This is a genomic window from Bordetella petrii (assembly GCF_020991325.1).
Lineage (GTDB): Bacteria > Pseudomonadota > Gammaproteobacteria > Burkholderiales > Burkholderiaceae_B > Bordetella_A > Bordetella_A petrii_E.
Map to the genome: position 1 here is coordinate 1 of NZ_JAJMLX010000093.1, position 15086 is coordinate 15086.

Annotated in this window: 17 protein-coding genes; 11 read left to right on the forward strand and 6 right to left on the reverse strand. The window is 66.1% G+C overall.

Going from position 1 to position 15086, the window contains the following annotated elements:
- The coding region (locus tag LPZ50_RS11475) for an ATP-dependent DNA helicase (protein WP_230661483.1) at positions 1 to 973 on the forward strand (973 nt) is incomplete at its 5' end.
- Positions 974 to 1068: 95 nt separating this feature from the next.
- Here the strand turns inward: LPZ50_RS11475 and LPZ50_RS11480 are convergent.
- On the reverse strand, positions 1069 to 1980 hold the full coding sequence (locus tag LPZ50_RS11480; protein ID WP_230661484.1) for an outer membrane protein assembly factor BamD: 912 nt from the start codon (positions 1978 to 1980) through the stop codon (positions 1069 to 1071).
- Here LPZ50_RS11480 and LPZ50_RS11485 point away from each other — a divergent pair.
- From LPZ50_RS11485 to LPZ50_RS11530, 10 genes are all read left to right on the forward strand, one after another.
- Positions 1972 to 2946, forward strand: coding sequence for an RluA family pseudouridine synthase (locus LPZ50_RS11485; RefSeq protein WP_230661485.1), 975 nt, complete (start codon positions 1972 to 1974; stop codon positions 2944 to 2946). The two genes, LPZ50_RS11480 and LPZ50_RS11485, sit on opposite strands and share 9 nt — an antisense overlap.
- Positions 2934 to 3689, forward strand: coding sequence for a peptidoglycan editing factor PgeF (pgeF, locus tag LPZ50_RS11490; protein ID WP_230661487.1), 756 nt, complete (start codon positions 2934 to 2936; stop codon positions 3687 to 3689). Before LPZ50_RS11485 ends, pgeF begins: the two co-directional genes overlap by 13 nt.
- A 184-nt stretch (positions 3690 to 3873) precedes the next feature.
- Complete coding sequence (gene phaC, locus LPZ50_RS11495) at positions 3874 to 5496, forward strand: class I poly(R)-hydroxyalkanoic acid synthase (RefSeq protein WP_230661489.1); 1623 nt, start codon at positions 3874 to 3876, stop codon at positions 5494 to 5496.
- Positions 5497 to 5569: 73 nt separating this feature from the next.
- Positions 5570 to 6307, forward strand: a complete 738-nt coding sequence (gene phbB, locus LPZ50_RS11500) for an acetoacetyl-CoA reductase (RefSeq protein ID WP_230661491.1) — start codon at positions 5570 to 5572, stop codon at positions 6305 to 6307.
- Between the two features lie 87 nt (positions 6308 to 6394).
- Positions 6395 to 6979, forward strand: coding sequence for a polyhydroxyalkanoate synthesis repressor PhaR (gene phaR / locus LPZ50_RS11505; RefSeq protein WP_230661493.1), 585 nt, complete (start codon positions 6395 to 6397; stop codon positions 6977 to 6979).
- A 154-nt stretch (positions 6980 to 7133) separates the two neighbouring features.
- Positions 7134 to 7670 carry an iron transporter gene (locus LPZ50_RS11510; protein ID WP_230661495.1) on the forward strand — a complete coding sequence of 179 codons (537 nt, stop codon included), beginning with the start codon at positions 7134 to 7136 and terminating at the stop codon, positions 7668 to 7670.
- A 23-nt stretch (positions 7671 to 7693) separates the two neighbouring features.
- Entirely contained in the window at positions 7694 to 8026 is a 333-nt protein-coding gene (locus LPZ50_RS11515; protein WP_230661509.1) for a cupredoxin domain-containing protein, read from the forward strand.
- 13 nt (positions 8027 to 8039) lie between these two features.
- Entirely contained in the window at positions 8040 to 8876 is an 837-nt protein-coding gene (locus tag LPZ50_RS11520) for an FTR1 family iron permease (protein WP_230661497.1), read from the forward strand.
- A 65-nt stretch (positions 8877 to 8941) separates the two neighbouring features.
- Positions 8942 to 10321, forward strand: coding sequence for a 4Fe-4S binding protein (locus tag LPZ50_RS11525; RefSeq protein ID WP_230661499.1), 1380 nt, complete (start codon positions 8942 to 8944; stop codon positions 10319 to 10321).
- A 63-nt stretch (positions 10322 to 10384) separates the two neighbouring features.
- Positions 10385 to 11263: a PhzF family phenazine biosynthesis protein gene (locus tag LPZ50_RS11530; protein WP_230661502.1), complete on the forward strand. Its 879-nt coding sequence runs from the start codon at positions 10385 to 10387 to the stop codon at positions 11261 to 11263.
- Between the two features lie 12 nt (positions 11264 to 11275).
- Here LPZ50_RS11530 and LPZ50_RS11535 read toward each other — a convergent pair whose 3' ends face one another.
- The 5 genes from LPZ50_RS11535 to LPZ50_RS11555 form a co-directional block, all read right to left on the reverse strand.
- The gene (locus LPZ50_RS11535) at positions 11276 to 11617 is read right to left on the reverse strand and encodes a BON domain-containing protein (RefSeq protein WP_230661504.1); all 342 of its coding nucleotides are present in this window, start codon (positions 11615 to 11617) and stop codon (positions 11276 to 11278) included.
- Between the two features lie 70 nt (positions 11618 to 11687).
- Positions 11688 to 11852 carry a DUF1328 family protein gene (locus tag LPZ50_RS11540; protein WP_012248780.1) on the reverse strand — a complete coding sequence of 55 codons (165 nt, stop codon included), beginning with the start codon at positions 11850 to 11852 and terminating at the stop codon, positions 11688 to 11690.
- Between the two features lie 31 nt (positions 11853 to 11883).
- On the reverse strand, positions 11884 to 12084 hold the full coding sequence (locus LPZ50_RS11545) for a CsbD family protein (protein WP_230661505.1): 201 nt from the start codon (positions 12082 to 12084) through the stop codon (positions 11884 to 11886).
- A 209-nt stretch (positions 12085 to 12293) separates the two neighbouring features.
- Entirely contained in the window at positions 12294 to 14864 is a 2571-nt protein-coding gene (gene cphA / locus LPZ50_RS11550) for a cyanophycin synthetase (protein ID WP_230661506.1), read from the reverse strand.
- A 29-nt stretch (positions 14865 to 14893) separates the two neighbouring features.
- A partial coding sequence (locus LPZ50_RS11555; RefSeq protein ID WP_230661507.1) for a hypothetical protein occupies positions 14894 to 15086 on the reverse strand: 193 nt, incomplete at its 5' end.

A 15086-nucleotide genomic window follows, 5' to 3' on the forward strand; every position in this document is an offset into this window, starting at 1 on the left:
GGGCTGGGGGCACGACGCGAATGCGCTGGCGCAGCCCAGTGGCGATGGCCCGGCCGTGCCCCAGGCCTTGTTGCAGGGCGCCGCGGCGGCGGCCGACTACAACGGCCCGTCGGTGCGCTGGGTGGAACACGGGCAGCACCATGTCAGGCTGCATTCGGCGCCGCTGTCGGTGGCGCAGGCGTTCTCGCGGTTCCGCAAGCCGGGGCAAGCCTGGATACTGACCTCCGCCACCTTGTCGGTGCAAGGCGATTTCGGCCATTACACGCGCCAGTTGGGTCTGGACGACGCCCGCACCGGACGCTGGGAATCGCCGTTCGACTACACCAGCAAGGGGCTGCTGTTCGTGCCGCGCGACATGCCCGAACCGCAGTCGCCGCGTTTTGCCGAACGCTTTGTGCAAACGCTGCTTCCGCTGCTCGAGGCCAGCCCCGGCGGCACGCTGGTGCTGTGCACTACCTTGCGGGCGGTGGACCGCGTGGCCGCGCTGCTGGCCGAATCTTTCGACGACCTGGGCCACGACTGGCCCTTGCTCAAGCAGGGAGACGCCACGCGGCGCGACCTGCTCGAGCGCTTCTGCAAGCTGGATCATCCCGTGCTGGTGGGCAGCGCCAGCTTCTGGGAAGGCATAGACCTGCCGGGCGACGTCCTGACCCTGGTGGCCATCGACAAGTTGCCTTTCGCACCGCCCGATGATCCCGTCATCGAGGCCCGCCTGCGCGCCTGCCGCGCCCGGGGCGGCAATCCGTTCGCCGAATACCAGTTGCCCGAGGCGGCCATTTCACTCAAGCAGGGCGCCGGGCGCCTGATCCGCACCGAGGACGACTGGGGCGTGCTGATGGTGGGCGATGCCCGGCTGGTGGAAAAACCTTATGGCAAGCGCTTGTGGCGCGGCCTGCCGCCGTTTTCGCGCACCCGCGACCTGAATGAAGTGCTGGCGTTCTATGCGCGGCGCCAGGAGGAAGCCGAAGCCTGAAATGCAACGTGCCGCACTGGGGCGGCACGAAGGGGGCGTCAGTGTTTCACCGCGCGTAGCGCTTCGAGGGTGGGGCCTTCAGGCCGCGGGGCAGACTACTTCCACGAGAAGGGGTTCCACCAGCTTTTATCGGAAAGCAGGCTTTGCTCGGTGACCTGGGTGTCGGGATAGTTGGTGTCCAGCACGCGCTGCGCATCGTTCTTCAGGTCGGTCATGCCCAGCTTGTTGTACGAGGCCACCATGATGACCAGGGCTTCCTCGGTGGCGGGCGCGCCGTCGAAATCGGTGATGACGGTTTGCGCCCGGTTCGCGGCGGCCACGTACGCGCCGCGTTCGTAGTAGTAGCGCGCCACATACACTTCGTTCATGGCAATGGCATTCACCAACCAGGTCAGGCGCTTCTGGGCGTCGGGCGTGTACTTGCTGTCGGGATAGCGCTTGATCAGTTCATTGAACGCGTCGTACGACGCGCGCAAGCCCTTGGGGTCGCGCTCGGCCGGATCCTGGCCGGTAAGGTTGCTCATGAAGGCGCTGGCCGGCGTGAAGTTGATCAGCCCCTTCAGGTACAGCATGTAGTCGGTGCCAGGGTGGTTGGGGTACATCTGCTGGAAGCGGTCGATGGCGGCCAGGGCCTGTTCGTTTTCGCCGTCTTTCCAGTTGACGTAGGCCAGGTCGATGAGGGCCTGTTGGGCGTACACACCGAAGGGGTAGCGGCTTTCGATGGCGGTGAGGCGTTCGCGTGCTTCCGTCCAGGCGCCCGCGTCGGCTTCGGCCTTGGCGTCGGCATACAACTGTTCCGCGCTCCAGCCCGCGGTCTTGTCATATTTTGTGTCAGATCCGCTGCAACCCGCGACGGCCGCGGCGACGGACAGCACGAGGGCTGCGCGCAGGAGCGATCCGCGAAGAGCAGGGCGGTTCGAGAGGGCAGCGAGGCTGAAAATCACGGGATTCGATTCCTTGGTGTTAGGATGGCACGCTGAATTATATGGTCTGTCTTCATGTCCCATACAGAAGGCCCCGCCGCCGGCCCAGCCGGCCTGGCGGCGGACGATGAGCCCCAGTTTATTACGGTGCCGCCCGGCACGCCCGCAGACCGCCTGGACAAGGTGCTGGCCAGCCTGCTGGACGGGCATTCGCGCAGCCGCCTGCAGGGCTGGATCGAGGCCGGCTGGGTGCGGGTCAATGGCGCGCCTGCCAAGGTGCGCCAGATTGTGGGCGCCGGCGACGTGCTGGCCGTGTGGGAACAGCCGGCCCCGGAAAGCCTGGCCTTTGCGCCCGAACCCGTCGATTTCGCCGTGGTGGACGAAAGCCCCGACTGGATCGTGGTGAACAAGCCCGCCGGCCTGGTCACGCACCCCGGTGCGGGCAACTGGCAGGGCACCTTGCTCAACGGCCTGCTGCACCGCTATCCGGAACTGTCACGCGTGGCACGCGCCGGCATCGTGCACCGGCTGGACAAAGACACATCCGGCCTGATGGTGGTGGCGCGCACAGAACTGGCCCAGACCCATCTGGTGCGCCAGCTGCAGGCACGCAGCATGGGGCGCGAATACGTCGCCCTGGCTCACGGCCGGCTGGCCGCCGCCGGCGTGGTCGACCGCGCCATCGGCCGCGATGCGCGCGTGCCCGTGCGCATGAGTGTGGACCGGCCCATTGCCCCCAAGCCCGCGGTGACGCATTTCGCACCTCAGCGGCACGGCTCCGAGCCGTCTGGCGGGCCGGTTACCGAAGTGCTGTGCCGGCTGGAAACCGGCCGCACCCACCAGATCCGCGTGCACTTGGCCAGCCTGGGCCACCCGCTGCTGGCCGACACTCTGTACGGCGGCCGGCAGGTGGCCGGCGCCGTCAGGCAAATGTTGCATGCGCGCGCGCTGCATTTCGACGACCCCGGCGGCCGTGGCCCGGTCGATTTCCGCGCCCCACCGCCCGGCGATATGCGACAGGTACAAGACACTCTGCTATGGAACAGCTGATACACGGACTGCCCGTCGTTACCGGCCCCGCGTGGCCGGGCGTGCGCTATTTCTGCACCACGCGCGGCGGCGGGGCAGGGGTGGCGCCGCACGATACGCTCAACCTGGGGCTGCGCGCCGGAGACCAGCCCGGCACCGTCCAGGAAAACCGCCGCCGGGTGCGCCTGGCGGTACCGGGCGAGCCGTTGTGGCTGCGCCAGGTGCATGGGGCCGACGTGGTGGACGCGGATGGCGCCCTGTCCGGTGAACCGGCCGCCGACGCCAGCGTCACGGCCTCTGCCGGACGGGTGCTGGCCATCATGGCGGCCGATTGCCTGCCAGTGGTCATGGCCGACCTGGACGGTAGCGTGGTGGGCGCCGCTCATGCGGGCTGGCGCGGCCTGGCGGGCGGCGTGCTCGAAAACACCCTGGAACGCCTGCGCGCCAAGGCGCCCGCCGCGCGTGGATGGCGGGCCTGGGTGGGGCCCGGCATCGGACCGGCGGCCTTTGGAGCGGGCGATGACGTCCGCCAGGCTTTTGTCCCGCTGGGGCCCCAGGCGCTGGCGCTGTTCGAGCCGCGTTCCGGCCTGCCCGGCAAATGGCTGGCCGACCTGCCGGCCCTGGCGCTGCTGCGCCTGCGGCGTGCCGGCGTGGACGATGCCCAGGCCTGCGGCCTTTGCACCGCGTCCGACCCCGGGCGTTTTTTCTCATACCGGCGCGATGGCGCCACGGGCCGGATGGCCTTGCTTGCGTGGCGGGAATAGGGGTGGCGCGCCGCGGCGCGGCATCGGCGCGGCGGCGCATAACGCGGCGGTAAGATTATCCTTGTATACCCGCATTGACAGCCTTTATGCCGCCATGCACCATCGGCTGTCGCGCAGTCTCAATGCTATAGCTAGGCGCGGGTCGCAACGCCCGTCCCGCGCCCGACCATAAAATGGTGTCGAAGTGAACGCCCCTCTTTCCGCCGCATGGCCCGTTCCGGTTAGCGTGGCGCCGGACGCCCTGGCAGACATCCAGGCAGAATTCTCCCGGGAATGGCTGCGCCTTTGCGACGACGCCCGCCGCGGCGAACTCGCGCCGCCAGCCGACCGGCGCTTTCGCGGCCCGGCCTGGTCGGCCAGCAGCCAGCACTTGTTGCTGGCGCATGCCTACCTGCTGTCATCGCGCGCGCTGACACGCATGGTCGATGCCGCGCAGGTGGGCGAGCCGCTGCGCAACCGCTTGCGGTTTTCCATCATGCAGTGGGTCGATGCCTTGTCGCCGTCCAACTTCCTGGCGTTCAATCCCGAGGCGCAGCAATCCGTGCTCGATACCGCCGGCCGCGCGCTCAGCGACGGGATGGCCAACCTCATCAACGACCTGCGCAAGGGCCGTATCAGCCATACCGACGACAGCCAGTTTGAAATCGGCCGCAATGTGGCCACCACGCCCGGCCAGGTGGTGTTCCAGAATGCGCTGTTCCAGCTGATCCAGTACGCGCCCCAGACCGACACCGTGCACGAACGGCCGCTGGTGATCGTGCCGCCCAATATCAACAAGTTCTACATCCTGGATCTGCAGCCGGCCAACTCGCTGGTGCGCTATGCGGTCGAACAGGGGCATACGGTGTTCATGGTGTCGTGGCGCAACCCACTGGCCTCCGACACCGATGGCATCGATGGCGCTACCTGGTCGCAGTACCTGGACGACGCGGTGCTCAAGGCACTGGAAGTGGCGGGCGATATTTCTGGCCAGCCGCAGGTGAATGCCCTGGGTTTCTGCGTAGGCGGCACCATGCTGGCTTCGGCGTTGGCGCTGGCCCAGGCGCGCGGGCAGCGTCCGGCGGCCTCGCTTACCTTGCTGACGGCGCTGCTCGATTTCCACGATACCGGCGTGCTGCAGGTGTTCGTCGACGAGGCCCACGCGCTGCTGCGCGATCAGCAACTAGGCCAGGGCGGCCTGATGGCCGGCCGCGACCTGGCCACCACTTTCTCGTTCCTGCGGCCCAACGAACTGGTCTGGAACTACGTAGTGGGCAACTACCTGAAAGGGCAGACCCCGCCGGCCTTCGACCTGCTGTTCTGGAACGGCGACAGCACCAATCTGCCGGGTCCATTCTTTGCCTGGTATTTCCGCAATACCTATCTCGAGAACAATCTCAAGGTGCCCGGCCGGGTGCAGGCCGGCGGCATGGGGCTGGACCTGACGCGCCTGGACATGCCAACTTACCTATACGGCTCGCGCGAAGACCATATCGTGCCCTGGACCTCGGCCTATGCCTCTACGCAATTGCTGCGTGGCCCGCAACGATTCGTGCTGGGCGCGTCAGGGCATGTTGCCGGCGTGATCAATCCGCCCGCGCCGCAAAAGCGCAGCTACTGGGTCAGCGACGCCGCCACCCTGCCGGGCGACCCCGGCACCTGGCTGGCGGGCGCAACCGAACATGCCGGCAGTTGGTGGCCCGACTGGTCGGCCTGGCTGGCCACGCATGCCGGAAAGCGCCGCAAGGCGAGCCCGCAGCAGGGCAATACCCGTTACCGGCCGCTAGAGCCGGCGCCGGGCAGTTACGTAAAAGTCCGGGCGACGTAGCGGCCCGCGGGGGCCGTGTCCGGGGTTGGCAGTACGCAGTCATTTAGGCGCCCAGCGCGCAGGAGGAAGGCACATGAGCGGGAAACTGGCATACGTTACGGGTGGCATGGGCGGCATCGGCACGGCAATCTGCCGCCGCCTGGCCAAAGACGGTTTTCGCGTGGTGGCCGGTTGCGGCCCCAGCCGCAACTACCAGCAATGGCTCGACGAGCAGGCCGCCCAGGGCTATACCTTCCATGCATCGGTGGGCAATGTCTCCGACTGGGATTCCACCGTGGTGGCCTTCGAGCGCGTCGTCAATGAACTGGGTCCGGTGGACGTGCTGGTGAACAATGCCGGCATTACCCGCGACGGCCTGTTTCGCAAGATGTCGGCCGACGATTGGCGCGCCGTCATCGACACCAACCTGAACAGCCTGTTCAATGTCACCAAGCAGGTCATCGATGGCATGGTGGCGCGCCAGTGGGGCCGCATCGTGAACATCAGCTCGGTCAACGGCCAGAAGGGCCAGTTCGGCCAGACCAACTATTCCACGGCCAAGGCCGGCATCCACGGCTTCACCATGGCGCTGGCGCAGGAAGTGGCCAGCAAGGGCGTCACGGTGAACACCGTGTCGCCCGGCTATATCGGTACCGACATGGTGCGCGCCATTCGCCCCGATGTGCTCGAAAAAATCGTCGCCACCATTCCGGTGCGCCGCCTGGGCACGCCCGAGGAAATCGCATCGATCACATCGTGGCTGTCTTCGGATGAATCCGGTTTCGCCACGGGGGCCGATTTCTCGCTCAACGGCGGCCTGCACATGGGGTAATGGCCAACCTGCCGGCGGGTCCCGTCCTTCCGGCTTACACTAGGAATACTTCAAAGTTAAAGAGATCTCGCGATCTCGGGGACAACCATGACGCAAGCACAACCCGGCGCCAGCCTGCGCCTGATCAAAAAGTACCCCAACCGCCGTTTGTATGACACCCAGACGAGCACCTACATCACCCTGGCCGACGTCAAGCAACTGGTGCTTGCCAATGAAGAATTCCAGGTGGTCGATGCCAAGAGCGGCGACGATCTGACGCGCAGTATTTTGCTGCAGATCATTCTTGAAGAAGAAAGCGGCGGCATGCCCATGTTCTCGTCGAACATGCTGTCGCAGATCATCCGTTTCTATGGGCATGCCATGCAGGGCATCATGGGTTCGTACCTGGAAAAGAACATCCAGGCATTCATGGAAATCCAGCAGCGCATGGCCGAGCAGTCCAAGGGCCTGTACGGCAGCCAGTTCGGGCCCGAGGCCTGGGCGCAGTTCATGAATGTGCAAACGCCCATGCTGCAGAACATGATGAACAACTACATCGACCAAAGCAAAAACCTGTTCGTGCAGATGCAAGACCAGATGCAGGACCAAACGCGCGCCATGTTCTCCACGTTTCCCTTCACGCCCGGCGGCGGCGGGGGCTCGCAGGGCGGCGGGGGCGGCGGCCGCAAGTAGGCCGGCCCGCCGGCCACGGCATTTCGCTCCGGCCGCCGGATAGCGCGGCTTGCGATATGTCAGGAGCTTGTCAGGGGCTTCACGATACAGTAATGAAAACGGTTCTTGTTTAAGCAGAACCGTTTTCTTTTTTCTGTTACTCGAGGCTCCGCATATGTTGAAGAAAGTCTTGGCGCTGGCCGCTGGCCTGGCGCTGTCGGGCTCCGCCCTGGCTGTCGAATATCCCATCGGCGAACCGGCACAGAAGGGCGGCATGGAAATCGGCGCAGTGTATCTACAGCCCATTGAAATGGATCCCCCCGGCATGATGCGCCCCGCCAAGGATTCCGACGTGCACCTCGAGGCCGATATCCACGCCACCGCCGACAATAAAACGGGCTTTCCCGAAGGCGAGTGGGTGCCTTACCTGATGGTCAAGTACGAAATCCAGAAGTCCGGCAGCCAGAATGTGCAAAAGGGCACGTTCATGCCCATGGTGGCCAACGACGGCCCGCACTATGGCGAGAACGTCAAGCTGGAAGGCCCCGGCAAGTACAAGTTGAAGTACACCGTCCTGCCGCCCACGGCCGACAAAATGAGCCATTTCGGCCGCCACACCGACAAGGAAACCGGCGTGGGGCCCTGGTTCGAACCCTTCGAACTGGATTACGAATTCGTGTACGCCGGCACCGGCAAAAAGGGCGGGTACTGATCGTGCGCCGCCGCAACGCCTGGCTGGCCGCGCTGGCGCTGTGCGCCGGGTTTTCCGCCGCGCTGCCCGGCGTGGCGCGCGCCGAGCTACCCACCTTCACGCTTACCTTCAAGCCCGATGGCACTTTCGAGCCAGCCCGCCTGGAAGTACCGGCCGGCCGCTTCAAGATCGAGCTCATCAACGACAGCAACGAACCCGTCGAATTCGAAAGCATCCCGCTGCGCAAGGAAAAGGTCATGGGGCCGGGGGTGAAGTCCTTCGTCGTTATCACCATTTCGCGGCCCGGCGAATATCCCTTCTTCGATGATTTCCACCAGGAAGTGCGCGGCACGCTGGTGGTTGTTCCCAAGGACTGATCCGGCTTTATTTATGGAACAGGTACTTTTCATTGTCTGGCGCGAAAGCGTCGAAGCCTTGCTGATTGTAGGCATTCTGTATGCCTGGCTGCGCGCGAGCCCCGAGGGGCGGCGCGGCCTGCCGTACCTGTGGGGCGGCGTGGCCGCCGGCCTGGCGCTGGCCGTGGCGTTGGCGCTGGTGCTGCTGGGCGTATCGTCGTGGCTCAGCGACGAAGGCCAGGAATGGTTCCAGGCCGGCATGTCGTTGGCGGCCTGCGCGCTGGTGGTGCAGATGGTGGTGTGGATGAAAAAACACGGCCGCACGCTCAAGCAGGAACTCGAATCCGGCGCCCGCAGTTCCCAGGCGCATGACAGCTGGTGGGGGCTGCTGGTGCTGGTCATGATCGCCGTGGCGCGCGAAGGCAGCGAAACCGTGGTGTTCCTGTACGGCAGCGTGGCGGCGGGACAGGGCGGCAGCCCCTACATGCTGGCGCTGGCCGGGGTGGCGGGCTTTGCCATTGCCCTGCTTACCTTCTGGCTGCTGCAGCTGGGCGGCAAGCTCATCACGTGGCGGCGGTTCTTCCGCCTGACCGAAATCCTGTTGCTGTTGCTGGCGGGCGCCTTGCTGATGGGCGGCCTGGACCGCCTGATCTCGCTGGGCGTGCTGCCGACGCTGGTCGATCCGGTGTGGGACAGTTCCTGGCTGCTGGACGACAGCATGGGCCTGGGCAAGGTGCTGGCCGATTTCGCCGGCTATCGCGCCTATCCCGCCCTGATGTCGGTGTTGTTATGGATAGCCTACTGGGTGGTGGCCTGGGCCTTGCTGCGGCGGGCTGGCAGGCCACCGGCCAGGGCAGCGGTTCCCGCATGACGCAGTACCTGTTTTACCGGCCGGCGCTCTTGCCGGCCATTGCATTCGAAACTTGAAGGTTGACCATGGCAGCCGTACTCGGGCGCTCGGCCGCCCGCTTCGCCGATTTCCTGCGCGACCACGCCCCGGCGCTGCGCAAGCTGCAATGGGGCATTGTCGGTGTCTACGCATTCTTGCTGGTCGTGCCGGCCGTGATGCCGCTGCCCGACAACGCCGCGTCGGTCTTCAACAACCTGACCATCGTGGCCCAGTTCGCGTTCTGGGGCGTGTGGTGGCCGTTCGTGCTGGTGTCCATTCCGCTGCTGGGCCGTGCCTGGTGCGGCTGGCTGTGTCCCGAAGGCATGCTGACCGAATGGGCCAGCGAACACGGGCAGGGCCGCAGCATACCCAAATGGATGCGCTGGGGCGGCTGGCCTTTCGTGGCCTTTGCGCTGACCACGGTGTATGGCCAGTTGGTCAGCGTCTACCAGTACCCATTGGCGGTGCTGGCGGTGCTGGGCGGTTCCACGCTGGCCGCCATGGTGGTGGGGTGGCGCTACGGCCGCAGCAAGCGCGTGTGGTGCAAGTACCTGTGCCCGGTCAACGGCGTGTTCAACTTGCTGGCCAAACTGGCGCCGTGGCATTTCAAGGTCAATGAAGAAGCCTGGCGGCATCCGGTCATCCGCATCGAGCCCGTCAATTGCGCGCCGCTGGTGCCGCTGCGCCACATGAAAGGCGCGGGCGACTGCCATGTGTGCGGCCGTTGCAGCGACTACCGTGGCGCCATCGCCCTGACGGCGCGTTCGCCGGAAGAAGAAATCGTGCGCGTGGCCGAGGGCGACGCCTGGCAAACCGCGTTGATCTGCTTCGGCCTGATGGGCATCGCCATCGGCGCGTTTCTATGGAGCGCCAGCCCCTGGTTCGTGACAGTCAAGCAGTGGGCGGCCACCTGGCTGGTCGAGCACGACATTCTGTGGCCGTTGATGGACAACGCCCCATGGTTCATCCTGACGCATTACCCGGAAATGAACGACAGCTTCTCCTGGCTGGATGGCGCGGGCATTCTGCTGTTCGTGGTGGGCAGCACGGTGTGCGTGGGTGGCACGGCATTCCTGGCTTTGTGGCTTGCCGATCGCATCGCGCCTGCCGGGCTGCCAGGCGGACGACTGGCCGGGCTGCACAAGCTGGCGCAGGGCCTGATTCCCGCGGCTGGCGTGGGGGTGTTCCTGGGTTTGTCGGCCACCACCATTACGCTGCTGGGCCATGAAGGGCTGGACACGCAATGGGCCGATCCGGTGCGCTTCACGTTGTTGAGCCTGGCGGTGGCCTGGTCGTTGCGCCTGTGCTGGCGGCTGCTGGCCCAGCGGGCCGTGGCATGGCCGCGCAAAGCCGCGGCCTGGCTGGCCCTGGCTGCCGGCCTGGCGCCGTTCTGCACGGCATGGGTGCTGTTCTTCGCAGTGTGGTAATGCGTGCCCGTGCGCGGCATGCGCGCGCTATGATCGGGCGGTTCGTCCTTGCCCCCCACTGCCATGCCATCCTACGCTTTTCGCCTGCTCAATGTTTTTGCCCAGACCACGTTCGGCGGCAACCCGCTATGCGTCTTCGAAGACGCGCGCGGCATGGACGACCAGACCATGCTCGACCTGGCGCGGCAGTTCAATCTGTCTGAAACCACGTTCATCCTGCCCAGTGCCCAGGCCCACGCGCGCGCGCGGATCTTCACGCCCGGCTACGAAATGCGGTTCGCCGGCCATCCCACGCTGGGCACCGCACAGGTGGTCCGAGAACTGGCGGATACCGGCGATGCCTTGAACCTGGAATTCCTGGCTGGCATCGTGCCGGTGCAGGCGCAGGGAGACACCTGGACCTTCACCGCGCCCACTGCCGGCGCGCCCAAGACCGCCGCGCCGGCGCTGCCCGCCGGGGAAATCGCCGGCCAACTGGGCCTGCGGCCCGACGATCTGCTGGATACCCCGCTGTGGGTGGATACCGGCGCAGATCAACTTCTGGTGCCGGTGAAAACGCCGCAGGCTGTCGAGCGCGCACAGCCCGACAGCAGCCGGCTGCTGGATTGGCAGCCCAGCAGCCTGGGCCGCCGGACGGCCTATATATTCGCCTTTGATCCCACGCCCGGGCCTGGGGGCCGCCAGGTGGTGCGGGCGCGCTATTTCTTCACGAAAGACGGTGGAGGTGTTGCCGAAGACCCGGGCACGGGGTCGGCCTGCGCCAACTTGGGTGGGTGGTGCCTGGCTCAGGGCAGGCAACTGCCCCGGGGGGCGGTGGTGCATCAGGGCGACCAGCTGGGCCGCCCCTGCCGCCTGAACCTGGACGTGGCGCCTGGCGGCGGCATCCAGGTAGGAGGCAATGTCATAGAACTGGGACGCGGCGCGGTGCGCATCCCAGGCTAGGGCCCGGCAGGGTTACTTGGCCTTGGCCTTGGCAGGGTCGACCTTGATGTCGTTCTGCACCTGCTTCACGCCCTCGATATCGCGCGCCACGCGGGCCGCTTGCTCGGTTTCCGCTTCGGTGCCCACCGTGCCGGTCAGCATCACAGTGCCGTCGTTGGTTTCAACGGCAATGTCCAGCGCGCTGAGCGTCTCGTCGGCCACGAACGCGGCCTTCACCTTGGTGGTGATGACGGTATCCGACGCGTATTCACCCATGGACTGCTTGGGCGCATCGCCTTCGGCGGCATAAGCGGCAGTGCCGAACACGGCGCTGGCTCCGATGGCGGTGGCGACGATCAGTTTGCGCATTTTCATAAGGTGCTCCTTTCTAGTGGGTCGCGAATGATGAAAGTTGGCGGCGGCGTGGGAAGCCGCCGCCCGCGGCCTATTTTTTCCTGAACGCGCCGCTCAGGATGGACAGCAGTGCCAGGATCAGGAACACGAAGAACAGGATCTTGGCGATACCCGCGGCCCCGGCGGCGATGCCGCCAAAACCCAGCACCGCGGCAATGATGGCAATGACGAAGAAAACAACGGCGTAGTACAGCATCTCGTTCTCCCCGAATGTAGGCGTCTAGTGTTCAGCGATTGTCGTCAAAGAACGCGCGCACTTCTTTCTCGGCTTCTTCCTTGGTTTTTCCGTAACGTTCCTGGATCAACCCGGCCAGCCTTTCGGCATTGCCTTCCGTGCGCGTCAGCTCGTCGTCGGTGAGTTCACCCCACGCGGCCTTGGCCTTGCCAGTCAGCTGTTTCCACTTGCCTGCAACGATGTCGTTGTTCATGGTGATCCTCCTGGTTGTGATGAGCGTGCTACTACCCTACGAGGGCCCTGCGGGGTGTGTCAAACGGGGCTGTAGGCAAATGTAAATGCGGCCGCAAGGCTGCTCCCCAATACATGGGGAATGCCGTTGCGGCCGCAAGTGAAGTTACAGTTCAGTAAGGTTTTGAGTGCCTTTGACGGACGGGCGTAACCGTATTGTGGCGATACGGCTCAAACGCTGACGCGCCGCGCCAAGTGCGCCAGCGCTTCGTCCACCTGGTCCACCAGCACCAGGCACAGGTCGCCCGGCGACAAGCGCGCCAGGGCCGTGTCGATGGCCAGGAATTCGCCGCGGATTTCCTCGACGCGCCTGGCCCGGCGCGCGCCTGCCAGGCCCGCGCGCAGCAAGGCCAGCACTTCGCCGTCGGCACGGCCGCGCTGGCATTGGTCTTCGTAGAGCACGACCTCGTCGAAAGCCTCGCCCAGTATTTCGGTCTGGCGCCGCAGGTCTTCATCGCGGCGGTCGCCCGCGCCGCTGATCACCACGCTGCGCCGCCGCGCGGGCAAGGCTTCCACGGCCTGCACCAGCGCCTGGATGGCGTCGGGGTTGTGGCCGTAGTCGGCGATGACCGTTGCGCCGCGATAGTCGAACAGGTTGAACCGGCCGGGCACGGTTTGTGCGTCGCTGTTGAACGTGGCCAGGCCCTGGCGTATGGCCGGCCAGGCCAGGCCCAGCGACCATGCCGCGGCGATGGCCGCCATGGTGTTGTCCACCTGGAACGCGATGGCGCCATTGTGCGTCAGGGGAATGCCGGAGAGCGCGATGGAAACCTCTTCATGGCCCAGCGCCGCCACGATGCGCGGGCCATCCCGGTACACCACGCGGTGCCCCTGGGCGCGATGCGTGGCTATCAGCGGGTGATTAGGGTCGTTGGAGAAAAACGCCACCGAGCCCGGGCAGGCCGATGCCATGTCGGCCACCATGGGGTCGGTGGCGTTCAGTACCGCCGTGCCGCCCGCATGCACGTACTGCACGATCACGCGCTTGACCACGGCCAGGTCTTCCACAGTGCTGATGTACCCCAGCCCCAGGTGGTCGCCCATGCCCAGGTTGGTGACGATGGCCACATCGCAACGGTCGAACGCCAGGCCTTCGCGCAAGATTCCGCCCCGGGCGGTTTCAAACACCGCCGCGTCCACGCCGGGATGCGCCAGAATGCGGCGCGCGCTGCGCGGGCCGCTGCAGTCGCCGGTGTCGATACATTGCCGGCCGACATACACGCCATCGGAATTGGTCATGCCTACATGCAGGCCGGCGGTGGCCAGCAGGTGCGCGGTAAGCCGCACCGTGGTGGTCTTGCCGTTGGTGCCGGCCACGGCAACCACCGGAATGCGGCCATCCTCGCCCTCGGCGAACATGCTGGCAATGATCGCCTCGCCCACGGCCCGGCCTTTGCCGAACGAGGGGTTCAGGTGCATGCGCAGGCCGGGCGCGGCATTGACTTCCACGACGCCGCCGCGCTGGTCTTCCAGCGGCAAATGTACGGTTTCGGCCACCACGTCCACGCCGCAGATATCCAGGCCCACCGTGCGGGCCGCGGTAACCGCGCGAGCGGCCAGTTCCGGATGCACGTCGTCGGTGACGTCGGTGGCGGCGCCGCCGGTGCTCAGGTTGGCATTGTGGCGCAGCGCTACCAGTGTGCCCGCCGCGGGCACCGAGTCCGCTTCGTAGCCCTGTTTTTTCAGGGTGGCCAAGGCAATGTCGTCAAAGCGGATCTTGGTCAGCGAAGTGGCATGGCCATCGCCACGCAGCGGATCGGCGTTGAGCTGCTCGACCAGCTGGCGGATGGTGTGGCGCCCGTCGCCCGTTACCTGCGGCGGGTCGCGCCGCGCCGCCGCCACCAGGCTGTTGCCCACTACCAGCAAGCGGAAATCATGCCCGGGAATATAGCGTTCGACCATCACCTCGCTGCTGATGCCGACCGCGGCCTCATAGGCGGCATGTACCTGCTCGCGCGTTTCGACATTGACGGCCACGCCGCGGCCCTGGCTGCCGTCACGCGGCTTCACCACCACCGGGCCGCCCAGTTCGCGCGCCGCATTCCACGCGCCTTCGGCATCGGATACAGTGCGGCCCATAGGCACCGGCACCCCGGCGGCATCCAGCAGCATCTTGGTCAGGTCTTTGTCCTGCGCGATGGATTCGGCAATGGCGCTGGTGGCATCTGTTTCGGCAGCCTGGATGCGGCGCTGGCGTCGCCCCCAGCCGAACTGCACCATGCTGCCCTGGGTAAGCCGGCGGTACGGGATATTGCGCGCCACGGCGGCCTGCACGATGGAGCCGGTGCTGGGGCCCAGCCGCAGGTCTTCATCCAGCGCGCGCAATTGCGCCAGGGCATCGGCCACGTCGAAGGGCGCGTCGGCCAGGGCGGCTTCCAGCAACTGCCTGGCCAGGGCGACGGCCAGGCGGCCGACATCTTCTTCGCTGTATTCCACCACGACCTGGAATACCCCGGGCTCCACCGTGGCGGCGGTGCGGCCGAACGCGACCGGGCAACCGGCGTGGGCCTGCAGTGCCAGCGCCGCGTTTTGCAGTACGTGCGCAATGGACAGCACTCCGTCGTGGCCCTCGGGGCGCAAACGGCCGATCTGTGGAAATCGCGCGCGCAGCCGGGCGTCGAAGTCGGGCAGTTGTTCGTCGATGGCGCACTCGGCATCGGCGCAGGTGACGATGGCTTCGATGGCCGTGTTGCGGCTCCACAGATTGGGGCCGCGCAGCGCGCGAATACGAGACACTTCCATGGGGAGGTTCCTGGTGTCGTAGTCGGTGTTTATGGTTGGATCCAGCGGCGCACGCGGTCGATGGTGCCGCGCGAATCCACTACCTCGGGCTGCAGCAGGACAAAGTCGCCGGGCTGGATGCCGTCCAGCATGGTGTCGATGGCGGCGCCGTGGCTGGGTTCGTCGTGCACCGCCACCGGGCGGCCGGCCTGCTGCAGGCCCTGGCGCAGCAGGGCGCGGGCC